Source organism: Pseudoalteromonas sp. MER144-MNA-CIBAN-0113 (assembly GCF_040308965.1).
GTDB lineage: Bacteria > Pseudomonadota > Gammaproteobacteria > Enterobacterales > Alteromonadaceae > Pseudoalteromonas > Pseudoalteromonas tetraodonis.
In genome coordinates this window covers 1-21,418 of record NZ_JBEOOG010000046.1, presented here as the reverse complement: position 1 = coordinate 21,418, position 21,418 = coordinate 1, and the positions used below count along the sequence as shown (strand labels likewise).

17 protein-coding genes are annotated in these 21,418 nt (G+C 40.9%); 3 read left to right on the top strand and 14 right to left on the bottom strand.

What is annotated here, in order from left to right:
• The first annotated feature begins 161 nt into the window (after positions 1-161).
• Entirely contained in the window at positions 162-761 is a 600-nt protein-coding gene (locus tag AAEY57_RS12535; RefSeq protein ID WP_008111059.1) for a Yip1 family protein, read from the top strand.
• A gap of 87 nt (positions 762-848) precedes the next feature.
• Here the strand turns inward: AAEY57_RS12535 and purF are convergent, their stop codons facing one another.
• From purF to fabB, 10 genes are all read right to left on the bottom strand, one after another.
• Positions 849-2,375 carry an amidophosphoribosyltransferase gene (gene purF / locus AAEY57_RS12530; RefSeq protein WP_350607986.1) on the bottom strand — a complete coding sequence of 509 codons (1,527 nt, stop codon included), beginning with the start codon at positions 2,373-2,375 and terminating at the stop codon, positions 849-851.
• Between the two features lie 18 nt (positions 2,376-2,393).
• Complete coding sequence (locus tag AAEY57_RS12525; RefSeq protein WP_024601787.1) at positions 2,394-2,888, bottom strand: CvpA family protein; 495 nt, start codon at positions 2,886-2,888, stop codon at positions 2,394-2,396.
• A 302-nt stretch (positions 2,889-3,190) separates the two neighbouring features.
• The gene (locus AAEY57_RS12520; RefSeq protein WP_262975973.1) at positions 3,191-3,814 is read right to left on the bottom strand and encodes an SPOR domain-containing protein; all 624 of its coding nucleotides are present in this window, start codon (positions 3,812-3,814) and stop codon (positions 3,191-3,193) included.
• Between the two features lie 11 nt (positions 3,815-3,825).
• Positions 3,826-5,091 (bottom strand): bifunctional tetrahydrofolate synthase/dihydrofolate synthase, encoded by a 1,266-nt coding sequence (folC, locus tag AAEY57_RS12515; protein ID WP_262975974.1) that lies wholly within the window; start codon positions 5,089-5,091, stop codon positions 3,826-3,828.
• A 25-nt stretch (positions 5,092-5,116) separates the two neighbouring features.
• Complete coding sequence (gene accD, locus AAEY57_RS12510) at positions 5,117-5,992, bottom strand: acetyl-CoA carboxylase, carboxyltransferase subunit beta (RefSeq protein ID WP_008111068.1); 876 nt, start codon at positions 5,990-5,992, stop codon at positions 5,117-5,119.
• Positions 5,993-6,155: 163 nt separating this feature from the next.
• Complete coding sequence (gene truA / locus AAEY57_RS12505) at positions 6,156-6,950, bottom strand: tRNA pseudouridine(38-40) synthase TruA (RefSeq protein WP_350607985.1); 795 nt, start codon at positions 6,948-6,950, stop codon at positions 6,156-6,158.
• A gap of 170 nt (positions 6,951-7,120) precedes the next feature.
• Positions 7,121-11,461 carry a FimV/HubP family polar landmark protein gene (locus AAEY57_RS12500; RefSeq protein ID WP_350607984.1) on the bottom strand — a complete coding sequence of 1,447 codons (4,341 nt, stop codon included), beginning with the start codon at positions 11,459-11,461 and terminating at the stop codon, positions 7,121-7,123.
• Between the two features lie 351 nt (positions 11,462-11,812).
• Positions 11,813-12,829 (bottom strand): aspartate-semialdehyde dehydrogenase, encoded by a 1,017-nt coding sequence (locus AAEY57_RS12495; RefSeq protein WP_350607983.1) that lies wholly within the window; start codon positions 12,827-12,829, stop codon positions 11,813-11,815.
• A gap of 45 nt (positions 12,830-12,874) precedes the next feature.
• A complete protein-coding gene (locus AAEY57_RS12490) occupies positions 12,875-13,996 on the bottom strand; it encodes a 4-phosphoerythronate dehydrogenase (protein WP_350607982.1) in 1,122 nt (373 codons plus the stop codon).
• A gap of 108 nt (positions 13,997-14,104) precedes the next feature.
• On the bottom strand, positions 14,105-15,316 hold the full coding sequence (fabB, locus tag AAEY57_RS12485; protein WP_350607981.1) for a beta-ketoacyl-ACP synthase I: 1,212 nt from the start codon (positions 15,314-15,316) through the stop codon (positions 14,105-14,107).
• 179 nt (positions 15,317-15,495) lie between these two features.
• Between fabB and mnmC the strand changes: the two genes are divergently transcribed.
• Together mnmC and AAEY57_RS12475 are read left to right on the top strand one after the other, a co-directional pair.
• Positions 15,496-17,505: a bifunctional tRNA (5-methylaminomethyl-2-thiouridine)(34)-methyltransferase MnmC2/FAD-dependent 5-carboxymethylaminomethyl-2-thiouridine(34) oxidoreductase MnmC1 gene (gene mnmC, locus AAEY57_RS12480; protein ID WP_350607980.1), complete on the top strand. Its 2,010-nt coding sequence runs from the start codon at positions 15,496-15,498 to the stop codon at positions 17,503-17,505.
• A 290-nt stretch (positions 17,506-17,795) separates the two neighbouring features.
• Entirely contained in the window at positions 17,796-18,431 is a 636-nt protein-coding gene (locus tag AAEY57_RS12475) for an SDR family oxidoreductase (RefSeq protein WP_075169642.1), read from the top strand.
• Here AAEY57_RS12475 and AAEY57_RS12470 read toward each other — a convergent pair.
• The 4 genes from AAEY57_RS12470 to AAEY57_RS12455 all read right to left on the bottom strand — a co-directional run.
• Entirely contained in the window at positions 18,424-19,182 is a 759-nt protein-coding gene (locus AAEY57_RS12470; protein WP_350607979.1) for a sulfite exporter TauE/SafE family protein, read from the bottom strand. The genes AAEY57_RS12475 and AAEY57_RS12470 overlap by 8 nt on opposite strands.
• A gap of 420 nt (positions 19,183-19,602) precedes the next feature.
• Positions 19,603-20,085, bottom strand: coding sequence for a hypothetical protein (locus AAEY57_RS12465; RefSeq protein ID WP_350607978.1), 483 nt, complete (start codon positions 20,083-20,085; stop codon positions 19,603-19,605).
• Positions 20,086-20,103: 18 nt separating this feature from the next.
• A complete protein-coding gene (locus AAEY57_RS12460) occupies positions 20,104-20,607 on the bottom strand; it encodes a hypothetical protein (protein ID WP_350607977.1) in 504 nt (167 codons plus the stop codon).
• A gap of 397 nt (positions 20,608-21,004) precedes the next feature.
• A partial coding sequence (locus AAEY57_RS12455; RefSeq protein WP_350607976.1) for a YagK/YfjJ domain-containing protein occupies positions 21,005-21,418 on the bottom strand: 414 nt, incomplete at its 5' end.

Genomic DNA, 21,418 nt, shown 5'->3' with positions numbered 1-21,418 from the left:
TAACATGAAATATTACTCTGAATAAAATAAACACTCGCCCTTATTGCAAGCATGTGGATAACTTGACTTTGTATACTTACTGAACCATAACTAAATGGACTGTATAAAAAACAAACCAATTATAACCAAACAGTAATATATCCTTTTATGGAGAGCACGCAATGATACTAAATCACCTATGGGGTTTATACGCCCATCCACTCGAAGAATGGCAAACAATTGATAACCGTCACGAAAGCTTAACCTATAGCTTATCGCACATTTTGCTTATCGCTTTATTTCCCTCTGCAATGGGGTACTACTCATCGGTTTACTTAGGCTGGAGTATAGGTACAGGTAATCCAGTATTTTTAACCCATGAAAGCGCACTGATGATTGGCGCAGCCATGTATGTCGCTTTAATTGGCGGTGTATTTGCACTGGCCTATTTAGCGCATTGGATGGCGGTTACTTTTGGTGCTAAACCGACTTTTACCCAAACAATTGAGCTGGCAGCTTATACCGCAACACCGGTGTTTATGTCGGCATTGGCAGCTTTTTGGCCTGAGTTGTGGTTTGTGGTGTGTGTTGGGTTAGTGGCACTCGCCTACTCAGTTTATTTACTGTATACCGGCGTGCCAATTTTGATGCACATTCCGCAGGAGCGCGGCTTTATTTATGCAAGCTCTGTTGTTACATGCGGGTTAATTTTACTGGTTATTATATTAGCGCTTACCGCTATGCTATGGACCAACGGCATTATCAGCCCCATGTTTACTTAAATATTCCTTTTCTATAGACGCAAAAAAGGAGCTTAACAGCTCCTTTTTTATTGGCCTTCATAGTGCTATCAGGCTGACATTACTTTATTAATCAGATTCGTTTTCATCTTGATTATGTATTTCTAAACCAGATGACATTGCGTTTTCACGGATGCTTTTAGCTGAATCGTTGCGCAGCTTATCTATACGGTTTAAGTAATCTTGATTAATGTCGCCAGTAATATATTGTCCGTCAAACACTGATGTTTCAAACTTAGTGATCTCTGGGTTTTCTTGGCTAACGGCAGCAATTAAATCGCTTAACGATTGAAAGATTAAACCATCAGAGCTAATGCTTTGGTTAATATCTTCTACTTCACGGCCGTGTGCAATAAGTTCTGCCGCAGATGGCATATCTATACCGTATACATTTGGAAAGCGTATTTCAGGTGCTGCTGATGCAAAGTAAACATTTTTAGCGCCTGACTCGCGTGCCATCTCTACAATTTGTGCTGAGGTGGTACCACGTACAATTGAGTCATCAACAAGTAGGACATTTTTACCTTTAAACTCACGGTCAATCGCATTGAGTTTTTGGCGAACTGATTTTTTACGAAGCTCTTGGCCTGGCATAATAAACGTACGACCAATATAACGATTTTTAACAAAGCCTTGGCGATACGGTAAGTCAAGCACGCGTGCCATTTCTAATGCAATATCACACGAGGTTTCTGGAATAGGAATAACCACATCAATGTCTTTGTCTGCCCATTCACGCGCTACTTTTTCACCTAACTTAGTCCCCATATTTACACGCGCTGCATACACTGACATACGGTCAATGGTTGAATCCGGTCGCGCAAAATAAACAAATTCAAAAATACACGGTGAGTAAGACACTTTATCTGCACAGCTTAAAGAGTGAAACTCTCCATTTTCAGTGACATAAATAGCTTCGCCTGGGGCAACGTCACGAACAAATTCAAAACCGTCAGGCTTTAATGCTACGCTTTCTGAGGCAAACATGTATTCAGTACCGTTTGCTGATTCACGTTTACCAAACACCAATGGACGAATACCGTTTGGATCGCGAAACGCCACAATACCATGACCGATAATCATGGCGATAGTGGCATAACCGCCACTTACTTTATTGTTAACTTCAGTAACCGCGGTAAAAATATCTTCAGGGTCTAATTTTAGTTTGTCTGATTTACTTAGCTCATGCGCCATGATGTTAAGTAAAATTTCAGAATCAGAGGTCGTATTAACATGGCGACGTGCCTCTGAAAATAACTGCTCTTTTAACGACTCGGCATTGGTTAAGTTACCATTATGCGCAAGCGCTATACCAAATGGAGAGTTTACATAAAACGGCTGAGCCTCTGACGAACTTGAAGAACCCGCTGTTGGGTAACGCACATGGCCAATGCCAATATTGCCTTGCAAACGTTTCATATGACGAGTGTGAAATACATCTTTCACTAGGCCATTTGCTTTGCGCAAGCTAAATGTATTGTTCTCAATAGTTATGATACCCGCAGCATCTTGGCCACGGTGTTGCAAAACGGTTAAGCCATCATAAATCGCCTGATTAACTGGCGATGTTCCGACTATTCCAACGATACCACACATGTAATTTATCCTCGCCGATTAACGGTTTACTGAATTTAAAAAGCTCGAGTTGTTTTCTAGGTACGAAAAGAACCATTCAACTACAAAGCCAAATTCTGGAATCAAAATAGAGTTGCCCCACCAGTGCGTACTTGGCGCACCAGTAAAAGCATCAAGAAAGAAGAGTAACGCGCTCACGACCAACACGCCTCGAAGAGCACCAAACACCACACCAAAAACACGGTCTGTGCCGGATAATCCGGTTCGCTGTACAAGCTCACCTAAAATATAGTTTAGTAAACCGCCTAACAATAGCGTCGCAAAGAATAATATGGCAATGGCCGCCGCATTTCTTAAAAGGGGTTCAGAAATGGATGTTAGGAAGGAAGCTAAATATTGATAAAATAAGCTGGAGATGATGAAAGCCCCTGCCCATACCGCTAATGACATAGCTTCTTTAACAAAGCCGCGTATTAAACCGATGATGGTAGAGAGTGCAATAATGCCAAGAATGGCGTAATCAACCCAGATCATAAGAACCAATTAGTCGCTAATTTTGGGCGCATTCTATACCTAAACCTCCTTGTGATGCAAGTTTAAGCGTGAGATTACAGGTGAGTAAACACGCACCATTTTTAGATTAAAAATAGCGCAGTCTCACCGTTATAAAAACAACAAACATTTTGTTTATAGCGCATCTATTTTGCTATTTTTGTGTGGGCATTGATAAGTAAAGGTAGCGAGCTAAAAATGCGATAAAGGTCTATTTAAACGTATAAAATAAGACGAGGTAAGTGTGTAATATCTCGCGATAAACACACTTCCTTTTATTGAATTTATTTGGTCACTTCAAATTGGGTGACTTTACCGTTGAGTTTGGTTAACTCTTTAAGTGCAGGAAGTTGAGATTGCAGTTCTTGTTTATTCAGTGATGGTCCGACAAAAACTTTCGTTAACGTCCCATTTGGCGTTTTAACTGGTTTAGTAAAAGTTTTAAAACCTTTAGCCTTGAGCTTAGCTTGCAGCGCTTTTACATTGGCTGCATGTGAAAAACTACCTAACTGAATAACATACGCCATGCTAGTTAAGTTTTCGTTAGCTGGGCGCGTAGGTTCTTGAATTGCAGCCGTACTGCTTTGGTTTGTATCAGGTATTACCGCTTCAACCATTGCAGGCTGGTCGGTAATGTCTGTTTGAGCAGCACTGTTTTGCTGTTCAAATGCGGCATCATCAGGCTGAATATCTTCAACTTCATCCTCTTTTAAAGGCTGTGTATTTGCCACTTTTTGATCGATTGATTCTTGTAAATCAATGGTCTTGAACTCAGAGCGTTCTGGAATCGCTTTAAAGCCTTCTTTATAGTGCACTTTTTCACCATCGAGTATATTGGGAATAAACACAATTGCTGCGATCACCACAATACTTGTTCCGACTAAGCGATTAATAAAACCTGAGTTCACCGACATCCTCTCTATTTTTTAAAGTAATGAATAGCGCCAGCCACGGTAAAAAATGAACCAAATACAATTAATAGTGTGTTACTTGGCTGGTTTGGCAAGATAGCATCCAATGCTGCCTCTACGCTATTATAACCCTGTTTAAAATAACTATTAGGAATGCTTAGAAGTGCCTGATGTAAATTAGCAGCGCTATCGCCGCGTGGGCCCTCTAAGCTCGCAAACGACCATTCATCTACTACATCACTAACTTCTTTAAGCACACCGACCTTATCTTTATCAGCAAGCATAGCGGCTAATGCATGAATTTTAAAGCCTTTATCTTTATAGCTTGCTAATTTAGTCGCTAAATAGCGAGCTGATTCAGGATTATGTGCTACATCGGTATACACTAATGGCTCTGCATTTAGTTGTTGAAAACGTCCCTCAACGACTAAGCTCGCTAAACACTGAGTAATCACCTCATCGCTCGGTAATAAGTTTAATACCGATAGAGCGGTTAATGCCGTGGCTACATTTTGGCATGGGATTGCTGGTTTAGGTAACTCAAGATTATGCTCTTTAAATTGCCAACTAAAACTCTGCGCGCGCTCTTTAAAAATAAAGTCGCTGCCAGATAACACCATATTAGCGTTAATTTCTTTACCATAATCGGTCATTGTATGTGGAATATTTAAGTCCCCAATAATTGCAGGAGTACTCTCTCGAAAAATACCCGCTTTATCATAAGCAACTAATTCACGCGTGTCACCTAAGTATTCTTTATGATCTAAGTCGATGGTGGTGATGATGCTGGCATAGGGGGTAACAATATTGGTCGCGTCAAAACGCCCGCCTAAACCTACCTCTAACAGCACGTAATCAACCTCTAAACGCTTGAATATTGCTAACGCGCCTAAGGTGCCATATTCAAAATATGTCAGTGGGGTGTCACCACGACCTTGTTCTAATAAATTAAACGCATCGACATGGTATTGATCGTCAAGCTCTGCGCCATTAACGCGTACGCGCTCATTGTAACGAATTAAATGCGGAGAAGCATAAGTACCAACACGATAACCTTGGGCTAATAACAGTGACTCTAAACAACGTGCTGTTGTGCCTTTGCCATTGGTGCCTGCAATAAGAATGATTTTACTTGAGGAGGTTAAAAGCCCAATGTTGTTAGCAACACGAGCAACGCGTTCTAAACCCATTTCTATATTAGCAGGGTGAACACTCTCTAAATAACAAAGCCAATCATCAAGGCTTGATGATTGGCTAGGAATTGTTTTTGTCATAGCATGTAATCAGTAAAGCTGAAATTTACGCTACTCTATGCTCTTGTTCCGTAGAAGGCAAGTTCATAAACTTTGCTAAGATACGTGCTAGCGTATCGCGCATTTCTCGACGGTCTATAATCATGTCGATTGCGCCGTGCTCTAATAAAAACTCACTGCGTTGGAAACCCTCAGGCAGTGTTTCACGCACGGTTTGTTCAATAACACGCGGACCGGCAAAACCAATCAAAGCTTTAGGCTCTGCAACATTAATATCACCAAGCATTGCCAATGATGCTGATACACCACCCATTGTTGGGTCAGTCATTACCGAGATGAACGGTAGGCCTTTTTCGGTCATTTTAGCAAGTGCAGCACTGGTTTTAGCCATTTGCATAAGTGACATTAGCGCCTCTTGCATACGTGCACCGCCCGATGCAGAAAAACAAATCAGCGGCATATTATGCTCTAAACATTGGTCAACCGCGTCAACAAAGCGAGCACCTACAACCGATGCCATTGAGCCACCCATAAATGAGAATTCAAATGCAACTGCAGCAACCGGAATACCTTTTAAGTTCCCTTTCATTGCAACCAGTGCGTCTTTTTCACCGCTTGACTTTTGAGCTGCATTAATACGATCTGAGTATTTTTTAGAGTCTCTAAATTTAAGCACATCTTTAGGTTCGTGTTGAGCGCCTAATTCATGACGGTCACCGTCATCTAAAAATTGTTCAAGACGCTTACGACCACTAACACGCATATGATGGTCGCACTTAGGGCATACATTTAGTGATTTTTCTAATTCTGCTTTATATAAAATTGAATCACATGACGTACATTTAGCCCATACACCTTCTGGAATTTCTTTACGACCTGAAGATTTAGTCGTTTTTGGTAAGATTTTTTCTAGCCAACTCATTTGCAACTCTCTTAATGCTGTTCTGTGTCGCGAGTCTACATGTTAACCATGCAAACAAATTTTTCCAATTAAAACATGAATTACGCTATCAAGGTATAAAAAACTGGTCTTAGTAGTTAGCCCTACGAATAATAGCGTATAAAAATAACCACCTGATTACCTTTTAAATATCGATATCGGCTAAAAACAATGGCCCCAACGGCGTTCTAGGAATATTAAAGTGTTCTGGGTAATCAACATCTACTAAATATAAACCCGCCGCTTTTGCTGTGGCGCTTGCTTTGGCCCGCTCTTTAACATCTAACAGCTCTTTTAACCAAATTGGTTCATGTTTATGTAAACCGATATCCATTAAACACCCGGTAATATTACGTACCATATGATGCAAAAACGCATTGGCTTTAATATCAATAATGACATAAGCACCTTGGCGCTGTACCGATAAATGATGAATCGTTCGCGTTGCCGTATTAGCTTGGCAGTGAAGCGCTCTAAACGATGTGAAATCGTGCTCACCTAATAAATATTGGCAAGCCTGCTGCATTTTCACTTCATCTAAAGGATGATGAAAATGGGTAACACCTTCATTTAATACCGCACCACGAAACGCATAATTATAAATAACATAACGATAACGACGAGCAGTGGCACTAAAGCGAGCATGAAAGTCTTCAACCACAGGCTGGGCAAAACGAATAGCAATGTCTTTTGGTAATAAGGTATTCATGCCTAATGTAAAGGCCACCATTTCACGCTCAGCATGGGTATCAAAATGCACAACTTGACCAGTGCCATGAACACCGGCATCGGTGCGCCCTGCACATACAATTTCAACCGGATGATTACAAATGCGCGACAACGCTTTTTCTACTTCTTGTTGTACGCTATTTACATGAGATTGACGCTGCCAACCACTGTAACGTGCGCCATTGTATTCTACTCCAAGTGCTACTCGCATAATTACTGCTTTACCTACTGTGCTAATCGACGCTGCATTTTATGCTATATGGCGTCCCAATAAAAGCAGCGAACTAAGGTTCCTAACTATGCGATACAAAAAACCCGTTATTAGTGTTAGCCAATAACGGGTTTTACAGCTTAGTTATCCTTTCCAGGACTTAGCTATTGTTAGTTTTTCAGCTTAGCTTTTAGATTTTGTGCTTCTTCTTGCACATCGTCTGGGCCATTATTAATGATCTCATCCAGGATTTTAACTGCTGAGTCTGCATCATCAATCTCAATATAGGCATGTGCAAGATCAAGCTTAGCTGAGTAACCCCCGCTTTGGGTATCAACATCCATAGGGTTATCACCAGCCAGAAGTGAATCATACTCACCTAAACCAACATCCATATCGACGTCTGTGTAAGGTTCGTGATCTAAATCAGCTTCATCGCTTTGCTCTAACAATGCATCAATATCAACAAAGTCATCCTGCGCTAATGGCTCAGTAACCTCAGGTTGCTCAATAGGCTCTTGCAACGAGGATGCGCTTTCGTCAGCTAAGTCTTCACTTAGTAAGCTATTAAAATCAACATCAAACTCACTGCTGTCACTTAAATCAACATTTTCAGGTTCTGCCAGTTCATTAAGCAAGGCATCAAAATCAGTTTGTGTTAAATCAGCCATGAACTCATCGTCAAGCTCATCATCTGAAATCATGTCTGATTCTGGCGATACTGGGCTTTGCGTTAAATCAGCTTCACGGTCAGCGTTCGTTTGCTCGTCAGTAAACTCTGATGATTCAGCTAAAGCATCAAGTTGTTCATCATCAAACTCATCGTCTGTGCTAACAGCTTGCTCATCTGCAGCTTGTTCAGTCAGATCTGCAGACTCTGAAATATCATTATCTAAAGCTTGCTCTATATCTAACTCTGAAAACTCATTGTTAAGTAACAGCTCATCATCAAAGTCATCTTCTAGGCTATCGAGATCGTTACCTGCGGATAGTGCATTAGCAAGATCTTGCTCTGCTTGGCTGGGTGACATGCCTGTGGCATCACCATCTAAATTATCACCTTGTAGCTCTTGTGGTGTTAGTGATTGATGCTCTTCATCAGATAAAGGCAACTCATCATCAAGCTCTAACTCAGGATACTCCTCAAGTTCTTCACTTGGGGTGATTATTTCAGGCTCATATAGCTCATCGTCATCTGTCGATAAATCATTGTTTTGGATATCGCCAGCAAGCGGATCATCACCTAAATCAATTTCATCTTCATCAAGATCATCGTCTAAGTCATCCATTGACCAATCAGGTACTTGTTCATCCTCATCGCCTGTTTGCTCAAGCTCACTTAAAAGATCATCGACACTTTTGAAGTTTTCATCGTTGTATTCGTCAGGCGCATCTTCTGGGTCGAGTAAAGTAGAAGACGTATCGGTAAAATCATCTTCTGATCCAACATCAAGCTCTGCTTCAAGTTCTGGCTCAGCTGCAACTTCTGGCTCAGCTGCAACTTCTGGCTCTGCTGCAACTTCTGGCTCTGCTTCAAGCTCAGGCTCTGGTTCTGCTTCAAGTTCTGGCTCTGCTTCTGGTTCTGTTTCAGATTGCTCATCTAAGCCATCAACTGACCAATCAGGTGCTTCTACATAATCATCACTTGTTTGTTCTAACTCGCTCAGTAGCTCATCAACGCTATCGAGGTTTTCATCGTTATACTCATCAAGCGCGTCTTCTGGATCAAGTAAATTAGAAGACGTATCGGTAAAATCATCTTCTGATTCAACATCAAGTTCAGGCTGATCTTTAAGCTCAGACTCTGATTCAAGTTCAGGCTCTGCTGCAACTTCTGGCTCAGCTGCAACTTCAGGCTCAGCTGCAATTTCAGGTTCGGCTTCAATTTCTGGCTCAGCTGCAACTTCAGGCTCATCTGCAATTTCAGGTTCGGCTTCAAGTTCAGGCTCTGCTGCAATTTCTGGCTCAGCCTCGATTTCGGGCTCTGCTTCAAGTTCAGACTCTGCTTCAAGTTCAGGCTCTGCTTCAAGTTCTGGCTCTGCTGCAACCTCTGGCTCAGCAAAAGATGAAGCGATAGATTCTACATCTTCACTATTTAACTCTTCTTGCGCGTCAGTTAAATCTTCAATTGAGTCCGCCAATGCATGATCTATTTCAGAATCATGAACATCACTTTCTGGTTGCTCAGTATCTAGTACATCGTCACTATCTATTTCGTCTTCATCAACTAGGCTATCGATATCAGGCTCTTCAGTTTGAGCTTCAGTAGTTGGTTGCTCGGCATCGAGCAATTCATCAAAATCAACTTCATCGTCTTCATCAACTAGGCTATCGATATCAGGCTCTTCAGTTTGAGCTTCAGTAGCTGGTTGCTCAGCATCGAGCAATTCGTCAATATCAAACTCGTCGCCCTCTTCAACTAAGCTGTCGATATCTGGCTCTTCACTTTGCTCTTCAGTAGCTGGTTGCTCAGCATCGAGCAATTCATCAATATCAACTTCATCGTCTTCTTCAACTAAGCTGTCGATATCTGGCTCTTCAATTTGAGCTTCAGTAGTAGTTGGTTGCTCAGCATCGAGCAATTCATCAATATCAACTTCATCGTCTTCATCAACTAGGCTATCGATATCAGGCTCTTCAGTTTGAGCTTCAGTAGTTGGTTGCTCAGCATCGAGCAATTCATCAATATCAACTTCATCGTCTTCTTCAACTAAGCTGTCGATGTCTGGCTCTTCAGTTTGAGCTTCAGTAGTTGGTTGCTCAGCGTCGAGCAAACCATCAATATCAACTTCATCGTCTTCTTCAACTAAGCTATCGATATCAGGCTCTTCAGTTTGAGCTTCAGTAGTTGGTTGCTCAGCATCGAGCAAGTCGTCAATATCAAACTCGTCGCCCTCTTCAACTAAGCTGTCGATATCTGGCTCTTCACTTTGCTCTTCAGTAGCCGGTTGCTCAGCATCGAGCAAGTCGTCAATATCAAACTCGTCATCTTCATCAACTAAGCTGTCGATATCTGGTTCTTCGCTCTGATCTTCAGTAGCTGGTTGCTCAGCATCGAGTAAACTGTCTATATCAAACTCGCCATCATCAGCTTGTGCTGTTACATCATCTGCTTGTTCATTATTCTCATCAAGCAAGTCGTCAATGTTAAAGTCTTCGCCCTCTTCAGCAAGTTCTTCACTAAGTGCTGCCATATCATCATTCGATTCACCTTGGGGTTCATCTGGTAATGAATCGTCATCTTCTTCATCAAACAGGCTATCTAAATCATCCGCACTTAAAATATCATCCGACTCGTCAAGATTAATTGTATCGCCCGTGTCATCTTCATCAGGGCTATCAAAATCTTGTTGCATGAAAACATCAAGTTCATCGCCCTCAGTATTTTCATCTTCAAAAACAACATCATCATTAAGTAAGCTTTCTAACTCATCTTGATCTAATAAACTGTCATCATCGAGATCATCGTTAAATGCCACATCATCATCGAGTAACACGTCATCCATGTTGTCGTCTAATTGCACGCTTATATCATCAAGCGGATCGGGAGCTGGCGCTTCTTCATCAAGAATGGGCTCTGGCTCTTCATTTATTGGATCAGTAAACGCTGGAGCTTGAGGAATAAACTCATCATCGTCACTTTCAGGCTCTTGATTATTACTACGCTTACGCAACCACATAACAACGGCAAAAATGATCAATAAAGCCGGAATGGTCATTAATAAAATCAGCACTAAAGGATTCGAAAGTAGCGCGGCAAAGCTAAATTCACTCTCTTGCTCTACCTCTTTTAATTTTTGCTGCGCAATAATCTCATTTTGCTTAACGATTAATTCTTTTAACTGTTGTTGAATTTCACTATCTTGGCCTAGTTGTAAACGAACGTTTTCTAACTCGTTTGAAATACCTGTCAGCTGTTTTTTAAGGTTGTTGTTTTCAACTAAAATCTCTTCTACGTTACTAACCGAACTTTTAAACTGCTGCTGAAGCTCAACTAATTTATTACCTTGATCTGTTTTAATAGCTTTTAATTCTTGTTGTAATTCTTTTTTGGCTTCATCAACGTCTGCTTTGCGGGCTTGGGTTACTTGTGTTTGTGCTGAATTGATCTCTGCTTGAGTGAGTGTGCCATTTTTCTTTTTTTCCCACAGTTCATCGTCTTGCTCAGAACGTTGCTTAGCTAATTGCGGGTTTACTCGTCTAATTTCTGCCAAAGTAGGTATTTTTAAATACGAACCACTTTGCATGTGATTTAAGTTTTGTTCTAAAAATGAGTTGGGGTTTTTGTTATACAAGGCCTGCATAACTTGATAAATGCTGACTGAGTTATCTGGGCGAACTTTAACGGCAATACGCCAAAGTGTATCGGTTGGTTTTATTGGCCCAATAGAGCGACCCTGCGCGCCGTAATCTGCGCCTTTAGGCCCTCTTAATTGGGTACTGTCTTGAGAGTAAACAGTCGTTACCATCAGTGCAGACGCTAATATAATAAGTGAAACGAAACCGCGCATGCTGATCCTTTAATGTTTAAATGTTAACGCAGCGCTTTAAAATTGGCGCTTAAACATTGATTATTCTTGCCGTTGTTAGCCACGTGGCCAACGCACATTTTTATTACAATCTATTTTTATTGCAAGCTCTATTCCAGTTACAAACTATAAACCAGTTAAGCCATAATATCCATCGCAACGCATTGAAAATAAATACCTTAAACATCATGATAAAAATGTTTTTATGTTGTTTATCAAGATGTTTACACTCTCTCAGTTAATAAGTGGCAAAAAAATGGCGGTTAAAGCATAAAAAAAAGGCAAACCACTGTGGTTTACCGTTTATTGAAATTATCACTATTTTCAGGCTAATTACATATAATTAGCAATCAGTTCTTCTGCTATTTGTACACTATTGGTTGCAGCCCCTTTACGGGTATTATCACTTACTACCCACATATTTAATCCATGTGGGTGTGAAATATCAGCACGTAAACGGCCGATATAAACAGTATCATTACCACTGGCATCCGACACAGCCGTTGGGTAATCGCCAGCATCATCAATTAGCTCAACACCTGGCGCATCACTCAATAGTTGCTTTACATGCTCAAAATCATAAGGCATACGCGTTTCAATATTAATTGACTCAGAATGACCAAAAAATACAGGGACGCGAACACAAGTCGGGTTTACCGCAATGGTTGTATCGCCTAAAATTTTATGCGTTTCGTTTACCATTTTCATTTCTTCGCGCGTATAGCCGTTATCTTCAAAGCTATCGATTTGCGGTATTACATTAAACGCAATTTGCTTAGGAAATATTTCGTTTTCCATTGGGCGTGCATTCATTAAATTTGCAGTTTGTTTAGCCAGTTCATCAACAGCCTCTTTACCCGATCCCGACACCGCTTGGTAAGTTGAAACGTTAATACGATCAATGCCGTATGCATCATAAATAGGCTTAAGCGCAAGCATCATTTGAATGGTTGAACAATTAGGGTTGGCAATAATATTACGATTTCTAAAATCGGCTAAACTCGATGCATTTACTTCTGGCACAATGAGCGGCACTTCAAAGTCATTTCTAAAGTGCGATGTGTTATCAATAACGATACAGCCAGCGTCTGCGGCAATAGGGGCATATTTTTCAGATACACTGCCACCAGCAGAAAATAAACCGATATGCGCTTGGCTAAAGTCAAAGCCTTCAACATCACGTACTTCTATGGTCTCACCACGAAACTTTATATCTTCGCCAGCACTGCGGCTGCTTGCTAATAAAAACAGCTGATCGACCGGAAATTTACGATCTTCCAAAGTTTCAATGATTTGACGACCTACAAGGCCTGTAGCGCCGAGTACGGCAACGTTATATTTTTGCGACATATTTCATCCTCTGTAAGCACGATTAAAACAACCGTGCTAATTAAATTAGTTTGCTGTAGTAAAACCAAGCTGCGCAAGTGCAGCAAGCTCGGTGCTATCACCTTCAACCACCACAGTGCTAAACTCACGTCGGGTTGGATAATTTTTTCGTAAACTGTCAAAGCCTTCATCGGCCAAGTGACGCAGTAAAATGCCATCATCACGGCGTACGTCATAAACTAAGTGCACTAAACGGGCTATATCTGTTTCGCTAAAACTACTTCCTAGGGCGACTTTTTTAATTGCAGGAGGCGGTAAAAAATCATCAAGCGATTTTATTGCGTTAACCCCTTTTAGCTCACACAAGCTTTGATACAACATTTGTGTACCCCGAGCTTTACCCTCAAGAGTATGTCCGGCAATGTGCACACTGGCATAGCGAACATGCTCAAGTAACTCGGTTAAAATGTTAGGTTCGTTTTCCCACACATCCAACACTAAATCGAGCTCAGCGCCTGCTTCCATCACCTCAAGTAATGCTTGATTATCAATCACATCACCTCGGCTGGCGTTAATTAAAGTAAGTCCAGGTTTAAGCGTAGTTAAGCGCTTTTTATCAAGCATGTGCAGTGTTTTATGCGTACCTGTTTTTACTAACGGCACATGAAACGTGACTATATCTGACTGCGCTAATAGCTCATCAAGCTCAACATGCTCGGTTAATAGCCCTTGCTCATGCTTAATTGGGTCGCACAATAGTAAATTAACGTTAAGCGCTTTTAATTTTTGCGCGAGGCAACTACCAATATTACCCACACCCACAATACCAATTGTTTTCCCGCTTAATGGGCTGGCGTTTTCTTGACTTAATGCAAATAAACTACTGATCACATATTCAGCAACCGCAATCGCATTGCAGCCAGGTGCACTGGTAAAAGCAATATTTTTTGCGTTGAGCAAATCGGTATCAATATGATCCACACCAATAGTGGCTGTACCTACAAAGCTTAGCTTATTAGCCTGTGCTAATAATTCACTATTGACCTGCGTGACTGAACGAGTCAGTAATACATCAACATCAATGAGTTGTTCTGGAGTTAATTGCCTGCCATCAAATCGTTCAACCTGACCCATATCTTTAAAGAATTGCTCAACTAAAGGCATATTTTGATCGGCAAGAATTTTCATTGTGAATCCGTTTGGCAAAATGAGACCCTATTGTAACGAACAACCGCCTATTTGCACAAACGAAAAAGCCGAGCATTTTGCTCGGCTTTAAAATAGTTAAAGGTTTACTTAGCCTTTGTATTTGCTCATTACTAATGTGGCATTGGTGCCGCCAAAACCAAAACTGTTAGACATAACCGTATTTAGTTCAACGTCTTTGGCTTCAGTTACAATGTTCAAGCCCGCTGCTTGCTCATCAAGCTCATCAATATTGATAGATGGCGCAACAAAACCATGCTCAAGCATTAGCAATGAAAAGATGGCTTCGTGTACACCTGCCGCACCCAGTGCATGGCCTGTCATTGCTTTAGTTGCGCTGATCATTGGCGAGTTACCACCAAATACTTCTTGAATAGCGCTTAGCTCTTTCACATCGCCTACGGGTGTTGACGTACCATGAGTATTCAAGTAATCAATGCTATCAACGTTTTGCATTGCTTGGCGCATACAACGTACTGCGCCCTCACCCGATGGTGCAACCATGTCGTAACCATCTGAGGTTGCGCCGTAACCGGTAATTTCAGCATAAATGTGCGCGCCACGTGCAAGTGCGTGTTCTAGCTCTTCAACAACCACAATACCACCACCGGCTGAAATCACAAAACCATCGCGGTTAGCATCGTATGTACGTGATGCTTTTTCAGGTGTGTCGTTATATTTAGTCGAAAGCGCGCCCATAGCGTCAAATTCCATCGCTAGCGTCCAGTGAAGTTCTTCACCACCACCTGCAAAAATAACGTCTTGCTTGCCTAGTTGAATTTGCTCAACGGCATGGCCAATACAATGCGCAGAGGTTGCACACGCAGAGCTAATTGAATAGTTAACGCCTTTAATTTTAAATGGCGTTGCTAAACAAGCCGAGGTGGTGCTCGCCATAGTACGTGGCACCATGTAAGGGCCAACGCGCTTAACGCCTTTTTCGCGAAGGATATCGGCCGCTTCTACTTGCCATTTTGATGAACCGCCGCCAGAACCCACTAATAAACCAGTGCGCTCGTTTGATACTTGTTCGTCGCTAAGGCCCGCATCTTCAATCGCTTGTGCCATTGAGATATAAGAATAAGCCGCTGCATCACCCATAAAGCGCATTGCTTTGCGGTCAACATGCTCTTTAACATCAATATCAATTTTACCTGATACATTGCTGCGCAATTTGTAATCAGCAAATTCTTGGTTAAAAGCAATACCGCTTTTACCCGCTCTTAGTGACTCTAATACTTCTTCTTTATTATTGCCGATGCTTGATACAACACCGATGCCTGTTATTACGGCTCTTCTCATGGGTAATTCCCTTAGCTTAATACTTAATTGTGTTCTATTTTACGCGAATTTAATCACCTAAGTGGTCAGCTTTCTAGCGTACACTTGTACTCTGAACCTACAGCTTATAAATAACGCCAGACTATTTCAAAGAAAACACGTAAAATAATTAAAAAATTATCTATAAAATTGAATTGGTCATGATAAAAAACGCCCACATACACTTTAATGATTTAGGGACACCGGTTGCTAATGACTTTGATGATGTTTATTTTTCTAATGACGACGGCCTCGCTGAGTCTCATTATGTGTTTTATCAACAAAACAATATAGAGTCACGGTTACAAAATCATGACCGTGAGCACTTTGTTATAGCCGAAACCGGTTTTGGTACAGGGCTTAATTTTTTAAATGCATGGCAGCAGTTTTATGACCACCTGCAATGCCCACAAGTTCAAAGTCAACAGCCAAATACAGTGCAACGACTGCATTTTATTTCTTTTGAAAAATATCCACTTAGCGTAAATGATTTAAAACAAGCCTTGCAAGCTTGGCCTAGTTTAAGTCATTTAAGCGCCCAACTCGTCTCCCACTACCCGATTAATTTAACCGGTTGTCATCGCCTTGAATTTGCCAATGGCCTTGTGGTGCTCGACCTCTACTTTGGTGATGTGCTGGAATGTATTAATAGCATGAGCTACCCACAAAGTGGACTGGTTGACGCATGGTTTTTAGATGGTTTTGCACCGAGTAAAAATCCTGATATGTGGCAGCAAAGTGTATTTAACGCCATGGTTGATATTTCTAGAAGCAACGCGACATTAGCCACGTTTACCGCTGCGGGCTTTGTTCGCCGTGGCTTAATTGAAGCAGGCTTTAGCATGCAAAAAGCTAAAGGCTTTGGCCGAAAACGAGAGATGCTAGTTGGCACACTCGCTCAGGCTAATTCAAAACAATCGGCCCCCGCCTATTTTGAGCATCACTTCTCTCCCCTTACCAATGTAGCTGTTATTGGCGGTGGTATAGCCAGCAGTTGTATTCTTTATAGCCTTGCGAAACGCGGTATACCAAGCCACTTATTTTGCCAAGATAAACAACCGGCCATGGGGGCATCTCACAATGTACAAGGGGCGATATATCCGCATTTACAAGCAAAAAATTCGCCACACAGTGAACTATTTGCCCATAGTTTTTTATACGCAAAGCGGCTTTACAACCAATTACTCAACAATGGCTTTTTGTTTGATCACCAGTGGTGTGGTGTGCTGCAACATGCAGTAAAAAAACCATTGGCAGAGCGTCATCAAAATCTCGCTGATAAACAACTGTGGCCAGAACAGCTTATGCGAAATGTGACTGCTGATGAGGGTGATGCTATTGCTGGGGTTAAAACAGGTTACTCAGGGGTGTTTTTTGAACAAGGCGGCTGGGTTAATCCCCCCCAGTTAGTCAGTGCTATGTTAGATGCCGCACAGCAATTAAATGAGTTTGAGAGCTTATTTAATTGCCACATTGAGCAACTTAACAAACAACCCGATGGCTGGTACTTAACCACGCAAAAACAAACATTTGGCCCCTTTAGCGATGTGATTATTTGCGCCGGTGAACACAGCGATGCATTTGCGCAAACTAAAACGCTCCCTATTGTTGGCGTACGCGGACAGGTGTCACATGTTCAAGCAAGCACGCAATCACGTAAGCTAAAAACCGTACTATGCCACAAGGGGTATTTCACCCCCGCTTATTTAGATCACCATTGTATGGGCGCCACCTTTGAAAAAAACAGTAAAAGCCGTGAAGTGACCGAGCAAGACAACCACACCAACCGCGAGCAACTACTGAGCTTTTATAGCAACACTGAATTTGCCACCAGCTTAGGCGATATTAGCTCTGCTAAAGCCGCTGTTCGCTGTAGTTTTATTGATCATTTACCTATGGCCGGTGAATGGGTGGAGCAAACTGACTATACACATGCATTTGCTAATTTACGTTTGGGTAAGCGCTATCAATACCAAGCATTAAAAAAACCACAACAGGGCCTACATATTTTTACCGGCTTTGGCGCGCGAGCATTGTGCAGTGCACCGCTATCTGCCGAGCACTTAATTAGTAGTTTAAACAACGAACCTCGCCCACTAAGCGAACGCGTAAGCCAAGCTATTCACCCAGGCCGCTTTATTGTTCGTGACCTTATTCGCAATAAAATTTAAAGGTAATAATACCTACAAAGCCCTTTACCGTAATTACCAAGAACGCAGTGTACGTATTGGCTTATACCACCGTAGCTTTGTAACCGGAGTAAGTATAATGATCGAGTAAAAAGTTCTAAAAAACGCCTTAAAAAATAGCTAATTTTAATACTCAGTTAAGTAATAACTTTTCACTAATATGTTTTTTTAAATAAGCTCGTTTAAATCCCATTTACTCTTTAAAAATAATTTCCTACCCCAAGGTCTGTTTGTACGAACAATCTTTACACTATATTGAGAAGGAATTAATTATGAGTAAGACTTTAATTATTGGCGCAAGTGGGCAGATTGGTAAACTAACCACCAAACTATTGCTTGAACGCCAACATCCTGTAGTGGCTTTAGTACGTGACAAAAGTAAATTAGATGACTTAAATAGCGACTATTTAACAATCGTAGAGCAAGATTTAGAAAATGATTTTAGCGATGCGCTGCACGGTTGCGACCATATCATTTTTGCCGCAGGTTCAGGCGGGAACACCGGCGCAGATAAAACCTTACTTATTGATTTATGGGCCGCCACCAAAGCCATTAATTACGCAAAAGAGCATGCCGCTAAGCACTTTACAATGGTGAGCTCTATTGGTGCTGACGATCCAGATGCAATTCAAAGCGATTTAAAACCCTATTTAGTAGCTAAGCATATGGCAGATAGGCATTTAATTAATAGCGGGCTCAATTATACGATTGTACGTCCAGGCTCACTCACAAATGAGAATGCCTCAAAACTTATTTCTACCGAACGTCCCAAAGATCGCGATAAAGCAATAATTAGCCGTGAAAATGTAGCCCATGTTTTATTTACTATTGCCACAGAGCAAGGCAGCAATCGCTGCATATTTGAAGTATTTGATGGCGACAAACCAATAAAAGCCGCTATTAAATAAGCATTACATTCATCCCTTGCCATGCAAGCTGTATGGCAAGCAGGGTTAAAATAACTTTAAAAATAACCCTAAAACGTGCCACCGATAACCGCTTAAGTAAACGAATCCCTAGCCAAGTGCCAATGGCTCCGCTTAAAATCATCGCCAGTGTTAACGGCAACCACTGCCAAAAGCTAAAACCCAGCCCCGCATAAACAACGGCTTTTAAGCTATGCTGCAAGGTCATAATACTTGAAAAAGTCGCGGTAAATTTAAGCTTATCGTAATGATTAATGTGTAAATAACTCGCAACCAGAGGCCCACTTGCTCCCACAAAAGTAGAAATAAATGCCGTAATTACACCCGCTATTAAACGCCCTAATCGTGAGTCTTTATTAAATTCAGGGATTGTTCCCCACAGTAAATAAATCACAAATAAAGCCACAAACAGCTTCATGCTATCAAGGTTAATATCGCTCACTACTTGGCTTGACAACCCCGCGCCAATTAACCCACCCAGAGTAAAATACAACAACATCGGCTTATCAAGATGAGCAATGCTTAACAACAACCGATTGGCATTAGAGCCTAACTGCACCAATCCATGTACCGGCACAACCACTGCCATCGGCATAACCGACGCCATTACCACCAGCAACATTAATCCACCACCCGCACCAAAAGCCGCCGATACGAACGAAGTAAACCCCGCCAGTAAAATAAGTAACAGCGAGATCAAAGGCGAAATGTGTTCAGCTGTAAAAATATACATACCCATACCCGCAGTTAATCATAAGCTCATAATACAACTAATAGACAAGTAAGCGACTAGTCTATTAGTGGTATGGGTTCGGGGTTCGGGGTTCGGGGTTCGGGGTTCGGGGTTCGGGGTTCGGGGTTCGGGGTTCGGGGTTCGCAAGATAAACCAAAGCACAATAAATTCAATAATTTTAGCCATAAAAAAACCCGCGACTTGATTGCTCAAGTTGCGGGTTTTTTAGGGTTTTTAAACAAACGAATTTAAAAACCGTTATTGGTGGAGCTGGGGGAATCTTAACTAAACATATAACCAATTGAAAAATAACAAAACCCACCTACAAGAAACCACTTGTTGTTACCATTGTTGTGACTATTTGTTTTTGTGTGGGTTCAAATTCGCGTTTTGCAGCTGAACCTGAATATAATAATTACATTAAATTTTTATCTTTGTATCTACAAAGTTAATTAATTCTTCTGCTTGCTCGAAATAAGGCTGTAAACCTATTGCTTCTGCTTTATCAAGAATAATTGAATCAAAAAGTGAACCCGACTTTTTACGTATATAAACTGAAAAGCCATACTTTGGTGATGAACTAAAGCTCACTTCATACTCGGCTGCCATTAACTTTGCTGACACGTCTTTTGTTGTTCCTTTTTGCTCATTAAAATATTCTCGAGTCTTCTGTAACGCAATCGATAACTCTTTAGCTTCATGTTCAGTAAGACGTAATTGCTTATAAGCTGAACCTTTAGTAGTTAATCTAAGATAAGTTGTCTCATCAGTTTTGATAACGGCAAGACTAGCGCCTGAAAACTCTGTGACAACCCATTTAAATTCATATTCATCAATGTAATATTCTTTGCCCACTGAATGAAAACTAAAAAGCACAAAAATTAATAAATATATATTTCTCATAAATTCCCTCTCAACAAATTAATTAAAACCTAAACTTTTTTTGTCGCTTTCTGGCTTATCTAAGCCACTGTAACCAACACTTAACATTGTCTCCATACCAAATGTTGCTGGTATTAAAGCTAAGCTTATAGATGTTTCTTTGTGTTTCCATACGAGCGTAGCAGAAGCCATATTTGGCTTTTCAAAATCACCAAACATAGTAGTTAGCTTATTTGTTAAAGTAATATAACTGTCAGTATCAAAAGTAACACCAACACCACTTAATCTCATTTCTGAGTCAAACGAAAAGTGTAATCTTTGCCTGTCTCTGTCTATCTCAAAAACCTTACGCGAATCTTTTAACTCTAACCAAACGATATCACTAATATTTTTTTTCTTCGCTTTTGGATATTTGGCTAAAACCGTTTCTAACGAATCCCCCCACTGAGTACCAAAAACACCATCGCTAAACAATTCTGTAATAGTTGTCGCTTTTGAAGGGGATAGAAAGAGTAAAAATATAACACCTAATAAGACTCTCATGGCTTTCCTTAATTTGAATCGTAGGGTAAGTTTGGGCTTGAATAAACTTACCAAGCCAATAAGTTATGGTAACACTTATATATAAACGGCTTGCCAGTAAACAGGTAAACTAATGTAAGAGATCGGCTTCAAGTCTAATGGTAAAAAGCTTACATTACTTGAATCGTAATAATAGCTCTCTTTTTTAGGACTCAATAAACCCTTGCGCATATCTCTCCGTAAAAAGCCTAAATAGGTTTATTTTCGTAAATAAAAGTCAGGTTTTAACAAGTTTTGTGGTGATTATTTAGTACGCCCGTTCATGAAAATAGTTAAGTTATACTAAGTTTTAATGAGGTTTTGTGAGGTAGGTCATATCAAAATAAGCTATTAGGCTGCTTGTGACTTACGAAAACACCTATTTAATTTGCTTAGGCTTAACCCTACTAGATGCATGGTTTTTGGTTTGTGGTGGTTTGTAGCCCTTACCTCTGGCTTTAGCAAGGTAAGACATACGCCATATAGCGCCTTGCTTTTTATCATGCTCATTTCGTTTAAATCTATAAAAACAATTTTTTGGTATCCATGGACGCACACCCAATGTATTTCCCATTTCTAAAATAAATTCATTTATCTTACTTGGGTAGCATACTTTGTTAGCATCAAGAATAACTACCACATGATAATGCTGCTTTTTCGCTCTTTCTTGCTCCCGCGTCCAATGGTAGCCAAAGATAGGCATTTTATACCTTTGCTGCGTATTCCGGTGATGGTGAACACCGATTCCGGTTTTATCGTGAACACTTAAATTCCACGCATTGGGTTCATGACA